The sequence below is a fragment of the Prosthecobacter sp. genome (assembly GCF_049294395.1).
In the GTDB taxonomy this organism is placed as follows: Bacteria; Verrucomicrobiota; Verrucomicrobiia; order Verrucomicrobiales; family Verrucomicrobiaceae; genus Prosthecobacter.
Window position 1 is genome coordinate 1 of record NZ_JBAQCR010000404.1, and the last position, 13,666, is coordinate 13,666.

The 13,666-nt window shown below is 59.4% G+C and carries 12 protein-coding genes; 4 read left to right on the plus strand and 8 right to left on the minus strand.

Features of this window, described 5'->3' with window-relative positions:
- Positions 1-1,835 (plus strand): autotransporter domain-containing protein (locus WAW39_RS27860; RefSeq protein ID WP_422322611.1); only part of this gene is annotated, 1,835 nt, incomplete at its 5' end.
- 67 nt (positions 1,836-1,902) lie between these two features.
- Here WAW39_RS27860 and polX read toward each other — a convergent pair.
- The 7 genes from polX to WAW39_RS27895 form a co-directional block, all read right to left on the minus strand.
- Positions 1,903-3,651, minus strand: a complete 1,749-nt coding sequence (polX, locus tag WAW39_RS27865) for a DNA polymerase/3'-5' exonuclease PolX (RefSeq protein WP_422322613.1) — start codon at positions 3,649-3,651, stop codon at positions 1,903-1,905.
- 49 nt (positions 3,652-3,700) lie between these two features.
- Complete coding sequence (lpxD, locus tag WAW39_RS27870; RefSeq protein ID WP_422322615.1) at positions 3,701-4,720, minus strand: UDP-3-O-(3-hydroxymyristoyl)glucosamine N-acyltransferase; 1,020 nt, start codon at positions 4,718-4,720, stop codon at positions 3,701-3,703.
- 25 nt (positions 4,721-4,745) lie between these two features.
- Positions 4,746-5,768, minus strand: a complete 1,023-nt coding sequence (locus WAW39_RS27875) for a fatty acid desaturase family protein (protein WP_422322617.1) — start codon at positions 5,766-5,768, stop codon at positions 4,746-4,748.
- Positions 5,769-5,854: 86 nt separating this feature from the next.
- On the minus strand, positions 5,855-6,631 hold the full coding sequence (locus tag WAW39_RS27880; protein WP_422322619.1) for a YdcF family protein: 777 nt from the start codon (positions 6,629-6,631) through the stop codon (positions 5,855-5,857).
- Positions 6,628-7,398 carry an ABC transporter permease gene (locus WAW39_RS27885; protein WP_422322621.1) on the minus strand — a complete coding sequence of 257 codons (771 nt, stop codon included), beginning with the start codon at positions 7,396-7,398 and terminating at the stop codon, positions 6,628-6,630. Before WAW39_RS27885 ends, WAW39_RS27880 begins: the two co-directional genes overlap by 4 nt.
- Positions 7,395-8,252, minus strand: a complete 858-nt coding sequence (locus WAW39_RS27890; protein ID WP_422322623.1) for an ABC transporter permease — start codon at positions 8,250-8,252, stop codon at positions 7,395-7,397. The genes WAW39_RS27885 and WAW39_RS27890 overlap by 4 nt, the downstream gene beginning before the upstream one ends.
- A complete protein-coding gene (locus tag WAW39_RS27895; RefSeq protein ID WP_422322625.1) occupies positions 8,249-9,355 on the minus strand; it encodes an ABC transporter ATP-binding protein in 1,107 nt (368 codons plus the stop codon). Before WAW39_RS27895 ends, WAW39_RS27890 begins: the two co-directional genes overlap by 4 nt.
- A gap of 86 nt (positions 9,356-9,441) precedes the next feature.
- Between WAW39_RS27895 and WAW39_RS27900 the strand changes: the two genes are divergently transcribed.
- Positions 9,442-10,668 carry a serine/threonine protein kinase gene (locus WAW39_RS27900; protein WP_422322627.1) on the plus strand — a complete coding sequence of 409 codons (1,227 nt, stop codon included), beginning with the start codon at positions 9,442-9,444 and terminating at the stop codon, positions 10,666-10,668.
- Between the two features lie 136 nt (positions 10,669-10,804).
- On the opposite strand, the gene WAW39_RS27905 is transcribed toward WAW39_RS27900, so the two are convergent.
- Entirely contained in the window at positions 10,805-12,046 is a 1,242-nt protein-coding gene (locus tag WAW39_RS27905; RefSeq protein ID WP_422322629.1) for a di-heme oxidoredictase family protein, read from the minus strand.
- Between the two features lie 105 nt (positions 12,047-12,151).
- Between WAW39_RS27905 and WAW39_RS27910 the strand changes: the two genes are divergently transcribed.
- Positions 12,152-12,511 carry a DUF3147 family protein gene (locus WAW39_RS27910; protein ID WP_422322631.1) on the plus strand — a complete coding sequence of 120 codons (360 nt, stop codon included), beginning with the start codon at positions 12,152-12,154 and terminating at the stop codon, positions 12,509-12,511.
- 37 nt (positions 12,512-12,548) lie between these two features.
- The gene (locus WAW39_RS27915) at positions 12,549-13,646 is read left to right on the plus strand and encodes a Gfo/Idh/MocA family protein (RefSeq protein WP_422322633.1); all 1,098 of its coding nucleotides are present in this window, start codon (positions 12,549-12,551) and stop codon (positions 13,644-13,646) included.
- The last annotated feature ends 20 nt before the right edge of the window (positions 13,647-13,666 follow it).

A 13,666-nucleotide genomic window follows, 5' to 3' on the forward strand; every position in this document is an offset into this window, starting at 1 on the left:
CTGCTGCAGTGACCGTGACGGCACCGGGTTCACTCGAGCTGCTCAATGATGAAACCATCGGCAGCCTTGCGGGCAGCGGCAACACCACCCTCAACGCCAACACACTGACAACAGGCGGTGACGGCACTTCGACCACCTACAGCGGTGTTCTGAGTGGTGTCGGCGGCTCACTTGCCAAAAATGGTGCTGGAACGTTCACGACATCGAACCTCCTCCCCAACACCTATACGGGCACCACGGCAGTCAACGCGGGAACTCTCAACGTTCTGGGTACTCACCTCGGTGGCGGAGATTACACGATTGCCGCAGGCGCCACGCTTGCAGGCACGGGAACCATCACAGAGGCACCGGGTGCTTCCATCAACAACAACGGGGCGATCATTGTGGGCGATGCCACTTTGGTGATTCCTGTCGCATCCACGCTCACGATCTCCACCTCAGGTTTAGGCGCGATCAACATGAGCCTCGGCAGCTCTTTGGCCGTCGATCTCTTCACTGGGGCTGGTCTTGGTAACAACACCCTCGTTCTGGGTTCCTCTGACACGTTCATCCTCGGCGGCAATCTGAACTCCGTCTTAGGCGGCACCTTGGTCATTGGCAACCCAACGGGCCTGACAGGTTTCACTGGCGGCGACAGCTGGCAGGTGGTGACTCTCCTTCCAGGTGCTACCATCACAGGCAATCTGGGTCTCACCGGCAATCTCAACACCACCGCCTTGAATCTCACGGCAACTCAGGTGGGTAACTTCAGCCAGACTTCCGGTGTCTTTACGGTCATCGACACCATCACCGGTCTCCAAATGGCCAACGCCATGGGGCAGGCCGTGCTCGCAAGCACTCAGAGTGTCCTTACGGATGTGAATGGACGCCTCTTCTTCCTCCGCGCTGGCCAGGGTGACCTGTCCGAAGACAATGAATACAACGGTGGCGTGGTCGAAGGTCAGGGCGACGGTCCAGGCAAAAACCCGGCTCCGGACCCGGTCGCACAGCGCCGCACTCCCACCAACCAATGGGAGGTTTTTGCCTCGATGAATTACAACAACGCCCGGCTCGGTGCTCTCGGCAATCAGGCGGGCGTCCAGTCTGACAGTTGGAGCCCAGGAGTCGGCGCTGAGATTCATGTCACCCCGAACGTGGCCATCGGTTTCGCCCTCAACTGGCTGGAGTCCAATCAAACCTTCGCCAACGGCGTCGGCAACATGGACATGAATGGTTATGCTTTGAGCGCCTACACTTCCTACGTGAAGAAGGCCTTTTGGGCTGATCTGCTTTACAACTTCGGCAGCTATGACATCGAAACGAACCGCAACCCCATCGGCTTCGGCAATGCTCGCGGCGACACAGACGCCTACACCAACACGGTGCAGTTTAACTCGGGCTGGAACTTCCGTTTCCAGAACAACAGCCTGGTGACCGGTCCGTTCATCGGCCTCGACTACACCCACGTCTCCATTGACGCCTTTGGAGAGTCCAGCGGTGGCCTCGCAGCCCTGGCCTACAACAAAAGTACCGCCGAGTCCCTCATCTCCCGCATTGGCTGGTCGGTGAGCAAGTATGTCAAAACAGACTTCGCAGTCATTACGGCACAGGCCCGTCTGAGCTACGAGCGCCAGAATTTGAGCAACAACAACGGCACCACCGTTGGCCTCATCAACCAGCCATTCGTGGTAAGCGGCGGCAGTCAGAGCTATGGCCAGGATTACATGGTCGCAGGAGCTGGCCTGAACTTCCAGTTCACGCCAAACCTCGGTTTGCTGCTCAACTACCAGGGGCAGTTCTTCCGTCAGTCAGTGGAGGCTCATTACGTGGGCCTGCGCCTCAGCTACAAGTTCTAAGTCATTAACGTTCACCGTTAAATCCCGGGAGGCATTGCTGAAAAGCAATGCCTCCTTTTTTGCGGATCTAAAGTACGGCGCGTTTCGCCCGCAGCACTTCCTCCACCTCACCCAGCGGAAGACAGTTGATCACGTCTTTGCGCGTGAGCCAGCCTTTGCGCGCGGCTTTGATACCATAGATCACCGCCTGCAATCCGTGCGTGCTGTGGGCGTCAGGGTTGATGCTGCATTTCACGCCCTTGGCCTTCGCGAGCTTCCACCAGCGCCAGTCCATGTCGAGGCGCCAGGCACTGGCATTGAGCTCAATGATCGTGCCGGTTTCCGCTGCGGCATCGATCACCGCAGCCACGTTGACATTGTAAGCCGGGCGCTGCAGCAGCAGCCTGCCCGTGAGATGCCCCAGCATGGTGACATGTGGATTTTCAATCGCGCGAATGATGCGCTTCGTCATCTCCGCCTCGGGCAAATTGAAGACGTTGTGCACGGAGGCGACCACATAATCGAGCTGGCCCATAATCTCGTCACTGAAATCGAGGCTGCCATCCTTGAGAATGTCCACCTCGCTGCCGGCGAAGACGCGGAAGCCCTCTTCGGCCATCTCCTCATTCAGCGCCTTGATTTCTTCGATCTGTTTCAGCAGGCGCTTTTCATCAAGCCCATTCGCCTGGAAGGACGACTTGCTGTGATCGGCGATGCCGAGGTACTGCAGACCCAGCTCATGCGCCGCCTCCGCCATCTCGCGCAAGGTCGCGCCCCCGTCGCTGGCGGTAGTGTGGTTGTGGAAAACACCTCGCAGATTTTCAAGCAAGACGAGGCGCGGCAGGCCGCCGTGTTCGGCCGCGTCGATCTCGCCCGTGTTCTCACGCAACTCAGGATCGATGAAGTCGAGATCCAGTACTCGGTAAAGCTCCGCCTCATCATGAACCGGTGGAATGACCGGCGCATCCGCATGATCCGGCACTGGAGTGAAAGCATACTCATTGAGCGACCAGCCACGCGCCAGCGCACGCTGGCGGATGGCCACATTGTGCTCCTTGCTTCCGGTGAAGTAGGCGAGTGCAAAGGGGAACTCCTTGCTCGATACGGCACGCAGATCACACTGCACCCCGTGAGTCACATGCACACTCGCCTTCGTTGGCCCTTTGGCAATGACATCCACCACCAGCGGAAGTTGCACAAAAGACTCGATCACCAGCTCCGGCTTCCGTGTGGCCACAAGGAAATCGAGATCATGCACCGTCTCCTTGCCACGGCGGAAACTGCCGCACACCTCGGCGTGCGAAACGTTCGGGTGCTGACGCAGCGCCTCTAAAATCTCCTGTACCAATGGCTGCACCAGATCCAGACGAAACTCCGCCGCATGCTGCTCACGGAAGGCGATGCTTTCGAGAATCTTCTCCACCGTTTTACCACCAAACCCGGAAAGCTTTGCCGCCTCGCCGCTCTCGCAGGCTCGCTTCAAATCGGCGATGGATGACACACCAAGCTCCGCATGCAACGCGGCCACCTTCTTCGGCCCGAGCCCCTGCACATCGAACAACTCAAACAGCGTGTCGGGAAATTCGGCCTTGAGCTTCTCGTAGAATTCCAGCTTCCCCGTCGTGGCCATTTCATGCAGCTTGTCACGCAGCGCTTCCCCCAGTCCCTTGATGCCTGCCAGCTGGTTCTCCGCCGCCAGCTTCATGATGTCCCCGCTGTAGCTTTCCACGATCTCCGCGCCGGTTCGGTAGGCGCGTACTTTAAAGCTGTTCTCCCCCTTCAGCTCCAGCAGCAGGGCGATGCGTTCGAAAATAGTGGCGGCGTCTTCGCGGGTCATGCCCCCATCATGGCGTGAGTTGCCACGAGGTGAAGCGCGAAAAAGGCCATTAAGCCTCTTTGCTGCCGTTCATCCGTTTTTCCAATGTTTTCAGCCGCCGCAAAGCTTCCGGCATCTTGGAAACGGCAATCCACTGGCGCTTCGCCTGCTTGTCCGATGCTGAAGGATACCCCAGCACGGTGTCACCCGCCGCAACGTCGCGCATCACACCCGATTTCGCACCAATGGTGGACTGAGCTCCAAGCTTGAGGTGTCCCCCAATGCCCGACTGCGAGGCAATAACGACGTAGTCAGAGAGATGCGTGCTCCCGGCAAAGCCCACCTGGCCCATGATGAGGCAGTGGCGCCCCATTACCACATTGTGCGCCACATGCACCAGATTGTCGATCTTCGTTCCCTGCCCGATCACCGTGGAGCCCAGCGCACCGCGATCAATCGAGGTGTTGGAACCGATCTCCACATCGTCATGAATCACGACATTCCCCACCTGCAGCATTTTGCGATGGCAGCCCTGGTCAAATACATAGCCGTACCCATCCGAGCCGATGGTGGTGCCTGCATGGATGTTCACGCGGTTGCCGATCTGCGTCTTGGCATACAGCACCACATTGGGGTGCAGACAGACATCTTCTCCAACATGACTGTCGCGGCCGATGTGGTTGCCACCCATGAGCACCGAGTTTTTCCCCAGCTTGACACCGGCCCCCACGACGCAATGAGGACCGACGCTCGCAGTCACATCAATTTGCGCCGTGGCATCGACCACCGCGCTCGCATGGATGCCCGCGGCAATCCTTTCTGGCGGAAAGAACAGTGGCAGCACTTTGGCGATGGCAATTCGCGCATCCTTCACCCGGATCAGGACTTTCGTCGCAGACTCAAACCCTCGGGGCACCAAGATGGCGCTGGCCATGCCGGCTTCGGCCGCAGCCAGGTAGCTGGGCTTCTCAGCAAACGTGAGATCCCCACATGCAGCGACATCCGCAGGAGCGATGCCCGTGAGAATGACAGATCCATCCCCCACCACTTCACCACCGATCAGCTCTGCAAGATTTGATGCGGTAAACATGTGGGGATCGGTGAGCCGGAGTCTGTTACCGTGTAGGCAGCGGCACCATGCGCTGCAGTTCTGTGTCCCAGACTTTGAGTCGCAGGCAGCGCAGGATGTCGCGCGGGCTCAGGGTGGTGACTTTCGGCTTCTGCAGTTCTGGCATGGCCTTCAGCACCTCAGGCAGACGGTAGAAGGGAATGCGTGCATTCAGATGATGAATGTGGTGGTAGCCAATGTTGGCCGAGAACCAGGCCATCAGCTTGCTGGTCTTCATGTAGCTGGAAGAATCCAGCGCGGCCCGCTCATAGGTCCAGCCCGCCTTGTCATAGAAGGCCACATCAGGGAAATTGTGCTGTGCATAGAACAGGTAGGACCCGATGGCATACGTGATGAAATGCGGGATCACCTGCACCAGCAGCCACATCTGCCAGCCAAAGAAATAAATCAGTGCCGCGGCGATACCGCCGTGCACCAGCAGGGCCACCAGGCAGTCAAGATGCTGCCGGGGCTTCATCACAAACGGGCGCAGGCACATGCCGTGCAGAAACACAAAGACGTAGCCAAAGAGAATCGTCAGCGGATGACGCATGAAGAGATAGATCAACCTCGCTGACTTGGATGCCTTCAGGTAGTGCTCCTTCGTCATGATCGGGAAGGACCCGATGTGCGACCCCTTGATCTTGGAGTTGTGGTTGTGATGATGATTGTGCGAACTGCGCCAGATGCTGCTGGGACTGAGGGCGAGAATGCCAAAGCCACGCATCATCCATTCTGCGAGCTTGGAATTCGGCAGGATCGCGTTGTGCTGCTGGTCATGATAGATGACAAACAAACGCAGCAGCAGCAGTCCTGAAAGCACGCTCAGCGCCAGCTTCGCGGCAAGGTACGGAATCCACAGCGTGCCGGCGATCACAGCCAGCCAAAGCGCGGCCGTAGAAAGGATGTACCACCAGCTTTTGACGGGGTCGTCCACGGTGAAAGGCTTGGTGGCCAGGATAAGCTCGGTGCCCGTCCTGTTTCTGCCGCCAAGATTGATGGTATCGGCTAAAGCCAGGCCACTAGTCATGTGAATTATACATGACCATCACTATGGTTCAAAAGCAAGCCTTCTTTCCTGCCTTCTAAGCAGAATGCAGGCCAAAATAAGGTGCATCAAACCCAGCCAGCGATGCGATAAGCCCACCAACCAATCATTTCGTGCATCCAGGTCTCAAAATGACACAGGTTCGTGGCATTTGGGACATTCAGCCATTTCACTTGGTGCTCACGCAAGGACTCGCTGTTGTAGTTGCAGGGCACAGCCACAACCGAGGTGCCAGCGGCTTCAAAAACAGCTCTGGCGCGGGTCATGTGGTAGGCGGATGTCACCAGCGCAACCTTCTGCCAGCCATGTTTGACCGCCAAAGCAGAGACTTTGACGGCCTCATCATGAGTATCCAGGCAGTGGCCCAGACTTTGCACCGGAATAGGTGAGATCTGCCACTCCTCCAGCCAGAGTTTGACGGCATCCGCCTCAGACTCTGTGCCAGAAGACGTCTTCAGACTCCCCCCGCCAAGGACCAGCAGCTTTCCTTTGCCCTTTTTCGCAAGCATCAAGCCGGTAAACAATCGGTCCGCTCCTCCCTTCAAATGAATGCCCGCCGGCTCGTTGTGGGAGGGCTCCATGCCGCCACCAAGGACAATGACTGCGTCGCACACAGGCAGGGCGGCCACATCCACCGGAGCCCACTGAGACTCCAAGACTGCCAGCAATGAATGTGATAAGCCGGTGGCGGATGTGAGCGTCAGCAGCAGCCACGCGGTGCCCGGCAGGATCAGTGCCCGCCATCGGCGACGACGGATCATGACCCCCACCCATGCAGAAAGCATGAGCCAGATGAGTCCGGTGGGTTCCAGGAAATCAGCCAGGGATCTGAAGAAGGAGGTCATAAGCGGCGTTGAAGGCGGGAACTGCACACGGCAATCAGGAAGGTGCTGGCAATGAGCAGCGTGCTGAGCGCGTTGATCATGGGAAGACTGCGGCTGGTTTTCATCATGCTGGCGACGCGCAATGGCAGCGTGGTCGTACCGGGGCCGGAGACAAAGAAGGTGATGACATAGTCATCGATCGAAAGCGTGAAGGCCAGCAACCCGCCGGCCAGCACACCAGGCAGCAGGAGAGGCACCAGCACTTTTTTCACGGCCTTGGCCTGGGTCGCACCCAGATCACGGGCGGCATCCAGCAGGGTGAAATCGAAATCCTGCAGACGGCCCAGCACCACCATCGTCACGAAACTCAGGCAAAAGGTGACATGCGCAATCCAGATGGTGAGCATTCCGGTTTCAACGCCCGTGAGCACAAACAAGGCCAGCAGAGACATGCCCATGAGAATGTCCGGCATCACCAGCGGCAGCGTGATCAGCATGTGGTGCACGTTTTGCAGCCAGGAGCGGAACCGATGCAAAGCATAGGCCGCCAATGTGCCAAGGACCATCGCCGCCAGCGAGGCGGAGACGGCGATCTTGAGCGTGATCCAGAGCGATTCCCAGACCTCTCCCGCGGCCCAGAGCTTCTCGTACCAGTTCCAGGTGAAGCCTTCCCACTCACCGCCAAAACGCGAAGCATTGAATGAATTCACCACCAGAACTCCCAGTGGCGCGAACAGAAACAGGATCACACCAATGGTGATCACTGCAGGCAGCCAGGAGCGCTTCATTCCGCCTCCTTTCTGCCAAACTGCTGCCAGAGCACGATCACGACCATGGGCACCAGCACCGCAAGCATCAGCCCGCCCGCCAGGGCGCTCGCATGCGGCAGATTGCGGTCTGAAAACACGCGTTGGGCGATCTTGCTGCCGAGCATTTCATCCGAGGTGCCGCCCACCATCTGCGGGATGACGTACTGCCCCAGGCAGCACACAAACACCATGACCGCCGCAGAGATGATGCCGCTGCGCACACCAGGAACGAACACCTTGGAAAACGCACGCCACGGCCCGGCTCCGAGATCCCTCGCCGCATCCAGCAGCCCAAAGTCAAACTTCTCCGCCGCAGCATAGAGCGGCAGGATCGCGAACGGCAGCTGCGTGTAGACGAGCACCAGCAGCACCGTCCCCCCATGGTTCAGCAGCACGGCATTCTCTGGAATAAGATGCAGCCCGATCAGCAGCTTCGTCAGCGGTCCTTCGGGATGCAGCAGGGATTTCCACGCAAAGATGCGGATCAGAAAATTCGAGAGAAACGGGATGACCACCAGCAGCAGCAGCACCTGCCGCATGCGCTGCCCGGCACGCGCCATTTGAAAGGCCATCGGCAGCGCCAGAGCCAGACAGACCACCGTGGTCGCCCCGCTGAGCCAGAAAGTTCGCCACAGGATGGGCAGGTAGGCAGGATCCTCCACTTCTCGCAGCGTGGCCAGCGTCCAGCCAGGCCCGACTCCTCCCTGCAAATCAGCCGGTCGAAAAGCGGTGATGATCACAAGGATGGCCGGAATCACAAAAAACACGGCAAGCCATGTGAGTGAGGGCAATGAAATCATCCACTGCCTGGCAGAGCGGGATTTGACGCTCATGCCGCCGCCTCCAGCCGTACGACGCGGCCTTCATCCGGATGAAAACTCATCCACACTTCCGCACCGCGCGCGGGATCAATCTCTCCGCCGCTGAACCGGCTGCGCTGCAGCTGGGCCAGGATGCTGTGCTCGCCTGCACGAATGCGGTAGCGGGTGTGTGAGCCGAAATAGGCCATGTCCTCCACCACTCCGCGGAAGGCATTCACCCTCTCGCCACTCGGCGGGCGGGTCAGTGTGAGGCTTATTTTTTCCGGCCTCACCATGAGACGCAGCGTCTGGTTCGCCGAGACCGCTCCATGGCTCAGCACTAGCGGACTGCCCAATCCGTCCACCAGCACACGCACGTAGCCTTCGTGCTGCACTTCGACTGCGACCCCCGTGAAAAAATTGGCATCCCCAATGAAGGAGGCCACAAAGCTGCTGCGCGGTGTTTCATAGAGATTCTCCGGCGAATCCACCTGCTCCACCTTGCCCGCATTCATCACGGCGATGCGATCACTCAGGCTCATCGCCTCGCCCTGATCGTGGGTCACATAGATGAAGGTCGTGCCGACCTGCTCGTGAATCGTGTTCAGCTCCATGAGCATGTGCTGGCGGAGTTTGAGATCCAGCGCCGCCAGCGGCTCGTCCAGCAGCAGCACCTGGGGGCGGTTCACCAGAGCTCGCGCTATGGCCACCCGCTGCCGCTGCCCACCGCTGAGCTGGGCAGGGCGCTTTCTCGCGTGCTCGCCGAGTCGCACCAGTTCGAGCATGCGCTCCACTCCACTGCGAATTTCCTCACGCGGACGGCGGCTCATGCGCAGCCCAAAGGCGATGTTTTCCCACACGCTTAAATGCGGAAAGAGCGCGTAGTTTTGAAACACCGTGTTCACCGGACGCTGTTCCGGAGGCAGCTCGGTGATGTCCCTCCCCCCCACCAAAATGCGCCCACGGTCAGGCCGCTCAAACCCCGCGATCATGCGCAGCAGGGTGGTTTTGCCGCAGCCGCTGGGCCCGAGAAGTGAAAACGATTCCCCCTGCGCCACGGTCAACGCCACATCATCCACGGCACGCTGGGTGCCGAAGCTTTTGGACACGTGATCAATAACGAGAAAATCTTCCATGCAGGGATGGGTCGGCACTTTAGCGTGGAAATAATGGATGTGGCAAGAAGCTTGCGGGATTCGCTGGAACGGGCCAGCTTTACCCGATGTCCTCCCGTTTTGAAATCCTGCGTCCTCTGGAAGAGGACACCGCCAGCAAGCTATTGCTCGTCCGCGACAACAAACGCGGCGATGAATTGCGGCTCAGACGCTTCAAAACCAACAAACCAGAGGAAATCGAGGGCCTCCAGGAATTGTTCCGCCAGCTTGCCCCCCTGCAAAACCCGCACCTCGACCGGCTCATTGATTTCGGTGCCGACAAAGACGGCTTTTACACCATTGTGGCAGGGGTTCTGCCGGGAGAAACATTGACTGAGGTACTGGAACGCGGCCCCCTCACCGAGAAGGAGTTTGAAACCGTGGCACGGCAGCTCCTGGAGGCGGTTTCAGCCCTTCACGAGGAGGCCATTGTCCACGGCAGCCTGAGGCCTGATTATGTACGCATCTCCGGCAAATCCGCTGCAGACTGGCAGGTGACACTGCACGGCTTTGGCCAGGGCTTCGCCGCTCGGAATGACAGCAAGGAGGAACAAATCCGCGCCTACCGCTGCACCGCCCCCGAACAATGGCAGGACGGCACCACCCGCCGCCGCACTGATGTCTACGCTCTTGGCTGCATCCTGTATGAAGCACTCACCGCAAGACCTCCCTTTGACGGTCGCGTTCTGAAGGAACTGCGGCTGAAGCACCTCGGCCACGATCTGGCCCCCCTGCAAAAACTCGCCTCACATGTCCCGAGCTGGATGTGTGCTTGGGTGATGCACCTCATGGCGGCAGACCCTGAGCAGCGTCCGCGCAAGGCGGGTGCGGCCATGGAGTTGTTCGAGCGCCGTGAAGCGCCCAACCTGCCGGAACTGCCATCAACCCGCGCCGAACTCGCAGAGAGCGCCCCTCCCCCGCCGCCAGTCAATCTCGTCCAGCCGCAGGTTTCCGCGCCTGTGGTTCTGCCCAATCCCCAGCAAGGCGCGCGCAATGCCACTTCAAGCACGATCCCCATTTCCCCTGGAATGCACGTGGCGGCCAACAGGTCCCAGCGCCCCACCGCTGCTTTAATGCCCGCACAGCGCAAAATCTCAGCGCCTATGCCCCGCAAGCCGACGCCTCCAGCAGCCCAATCCACGGCTCTGGCAGACGCACTGGCCAAAATCAAAAGCCACAAGCCCATCGCCATCGCCGCTGCGGCTTTAGTACTCCTGCTGGCCATCTTTGTTCTGCCGCGCTGCGGCCAGAAGACCACCCCGGCGAAAAGCGGTGCGACACAGAAACAGCGTTGAGCTGAGCTTGTCATCTTTACTTAGAGGCGAATGCAGGTGTCGTCTTTGTGCCTATTTGTGCCCAGTCAATGACAACGAATGAAGCAGGCATTGCTGCCTGCTTCACACATTCCAACCCTCACACAGACACACTCCATCAAATGGACATGAGGAAATCGATAAGCTGCTGCACCTGCTGCTTGTTAAGCTTCATGTAACGGTCCTTGGAAGCCTTCGCTTCGCCATCGTGGGCTTTGATCGCTTCGTCGGTCGTCGCAGCACGGCCATCATGGAGATAAGGGGCGCTGGCGCGCAGGCCCCAGAGCGGCGCGGTCTTCATGTCACGCACATCCGCTGTGCCCTGGGCGATGCCGTCTCCCAGAGAGCCCATGTCATGCAGCAGCAGATCGGAGAAAAGCCAGACCTCCTGCTGATTCAGCGCAGTCACTTTGTTCGGCCCGGTGATCATCAGCGGCACATGGCAGACAGCGCATCCGGTGTTTTGAAACACGCTGCGTCCGGCAGCCGCAGAATGGGTCGGAGGCAGGCGCGGTGGCGCACCGAGGAAGCGCATGAAGTCGGCCACGCGATCAATGTCTCCCCTTCCCGTGGCCCGATCGACCACATCTTCAGGATCGACCACCGTATCATACTGCGCGAGAAGCAGGGCGTTGCCGTTCGGGGCGTTTTCCACCGGAAAAAGGCGGCTGGTGATGCCCATTTCATTCAGGTAAGCATCACCCGCAAAGCTCAGCAGCGTGGCCTGCTGGGCCTTCCAGCCGAAGCGCCCGATGAGGGTCTTGCCAGTGGCCGCGTCCGCCACCTTGGCCACCTTCCCCAGCACGCCATCAAGCGGCGTGCGCCGCACATTGCGCAGGATTTCCTGGTCAGGGATCGCCTCGATCAGTCCAAGGCCGAAGAGAGGGGTTGAGTTGCGATGCGCCACCACATTGGCCTCCGGCGGGACCATCTCGTGCAACGCAGAATTGATCTCCATCTCCTGCTGCAACGAACCACCGAGCGAGGCGAGTGGATTGAACACGCCGTTTTCCGTGCGGCCAAAGCGCGTGACATTGATGGGGCCCGCGCCGCCTGTGGCCGGCGCGTTGTGGCAGGTCACACAGGAGGAGCGGTTGAAGATGGGACCCATGCCGCCAGCCTCGGTCTCCGAATCTTCGAAGTCTTCTTTGCCATCGAGAAAGGTCGCCATCTGCACCTTCGTGAGTCCCGGCAGAGCATCGCCAAACTGCGGCTTCATGCCGTTGGGTGGTGGTGAATGCGGATGAGGCGGATGCTGCGGGCGGTTTGACGGATGCTTCGGTGGCTGTGCCATCACATGCAGCGCGAAGGAAGACGCCACGGTAAGTGCGAGATAAGAGGTGATGCGGATCGCTTTCATGACAAGATTGGGTTGGCTGCTGTCACGCTTGTGCGTGATCTCGTTGACCGGAGAAATCCCGCACACCGAAAATCGTTACTCACATTTTATCACCCGCCCTCCTCCATGACTCTGAATCTCCTCCTCAAATACCTGCTCAGCGCAGGCATCATCACCCTGGTGAGCGAGATGGTGAAACGCAGCGACAAGCTCGGCGCGCTGCTGGCGGCGCTGCCGTTCGTCAGCATCATCACGCTCTTCTGGGTGCATTATGAAAGCGCACCTGAAGTGCGGACGCAGAAGACGGCAGACCACATGTATTACATCTTCTGGTATGTCCTTCCCACGCTGCCTATGTTTCTGCTCTTCCCGGTGTTCCAACGCTGGTGGGGCTTTCACGGCGCTCTCGGCGGCAGCGCAGTGCTGACGCTGCTGCTGTTTGCGCTGCTGCGCGCCATCACCGCACGCTTTGGTTTGATGCTGTGAGCTTGACGGGAAGTAAGGGAGAGTGCTTCATCATGGCATGAACACCAACCATTGTCGCTGGGGCATCCTGGGTGCCGCTTTCATTGCCCGTAAAAACTGGCAGGCCATTCGTGATGCCGGCAATGCCAAGCTGGTGGCCGTGGCCAGCCGTGATCTCTCACGCGCACAGGCCTTCATCGCGGAATGCCAGAGCAGCGCGCCACATGCGGCCCTGCCGGAGGCGATGGATGACTACACGGCGCTCCTGGCACGCACGGACATCGACGCCGTCTACATCCCGCTGCCCACCGGCCTGCGCAAAGAGTGGGTCATCCGCGCCGCGCAGGCCGGCAAGCATGTCCTGGTGGAAAAGCCGGTGGGAGTGACAGCGGCAGATGTGGCGGAGATCATCGCCGCATGTGACAAGCACGGTGTGCAGTTCATGGACGGAGTGATGTTCATGCACGGACGACGATTGAAGCGCCTGCGCGAAGTAGTGGACCATGATGTCGGCAAGGTGCGGAACATCGCCACGCAATTCAGCTTCATGAGCGATGACGAATTTCAGCGCAGCAACATCCGCGCGCATGGCAAACTGGAACCGCTGGGCTGCCTCGGCGACCTCGGCTGGTACTGCCTGCGCTTCACGCTTTGGGCCATGAACGAAGCCGCGCCCACTCAGGTGACAGGCCGCATCCACATGGAAACTCAGCAGACGGCCGACTCACCTGCGGTGCCGCTGGAATTCTCCGGCACGCTGAGCTTTGCGGATGGCGCGAACGCCTCCTTCTACTGCTCCTTCACCACGACCAATGCACAATGGGCCATCGTCAGCGGTGACAAAGGTCTGCTGCAGGTCTCCGACTTTGTGCTGCCCTTCTCCGGCCCGCAAACAAAGCACAGCCTCACCCGATCCGAGTTCGCACTCGATCGCTGCCAGGCCCACATGCACGAAGGCCGGCAGATCGAAGCCCTCGATGAACCAAGCAGCAACGCTCCCGGCTCGCAGGAAGCAGGCTTGTTTCACACATTTTCCCAGCTCGTGATCGATGGTAAAATCGACGCACACTGGCCCAAGATCAGCCTGCTCACGCAGCGCGTGCTGGATACATGCCTGGTTTCCGCCAGAGAGGGCTCGCGAGTGATTTCCTTGTAGTCTCAACCACCTGCTTCAAG

Bases quoted from the DNA above. Each gene is read 5' to 3' on its own strand.
- polX (WP_422322613.1), bottom strand. From the start codon at position 3,651: ATGACCCGCGAAGACGCCGCCACTATTTTCGAACGCATCGCCCTGCTG.
- lpxD (WP_422322615.1), bottom strand. From the start codon at position 4,720: ATGTTTACCGCATCAAATCTTGCAGAGCTGATCGGTGGTGAAGTGGTG.
- WAW39_RS27875 (WP_422322617.1), bottom strand. From the start codon at position 5,768: ATGACTAGTGGCCTGGCTTTAGCCGATACCATCAATCTTGGCGGCAGA.
- WAW39_RS27880 (WP_422322619.1), bottom strand. From the start codon at position 6,631: ATGACCTCCTTCTTCAGATCCCTGGCTGATTTCCTGGAACCCACCGGA.
- WAW39_RS27885 (WP_422322621.1), bottom strand. From the start codon at position 7,398: ATGAAGCGCTCCTGGCTGCCTGCAGTGATCACCATTGGTGTGATCCTG.
- WAW39_RS27890 (WP_422322623.1), bottom strand. From the start codon at position 8,252: ATGAGCGTCAAATCCCGCTCTGCCAGGCAGTGGATGATTTCATTGCCC.
- WAW39_RS27895 (WP_422322625.1), bottom strand. From the start codon at position 9,355: ATGGAAGATTTTCTCGTTATTGATCACGTGTCCAAAAGCTTCGGCACC.
- WAW39_RS27900 (WP_422322627.1), top strand. From the start codon at position 9,442: ATGTCCTCCCGTTTTGAAATCCTGCGTCCTCTGGAAGAGGACACCGCC.
- WAW39_RS27905 (WP_422322629.1), bottom strand. From the start codon at position 12,046: ATGAAAGCGATCCGCATCACCTCTTATCTCGCACTTACCGTGGCGTCT.
- WAW39_RS27910 (WP_422322631.1), top strand. From the start codon at position 12,152: ATGACTCTGAATCTCCTCCTCAAATACCTGCTCAGCGCAGGCATCATC.
- WAW39_RS27915 (WP_422322633.1), top strand. From the start codon at position 12,549: ATGAACACCAACCATTGTCGCTGGGGCATCCTGGGTGCCGCTTTCATT.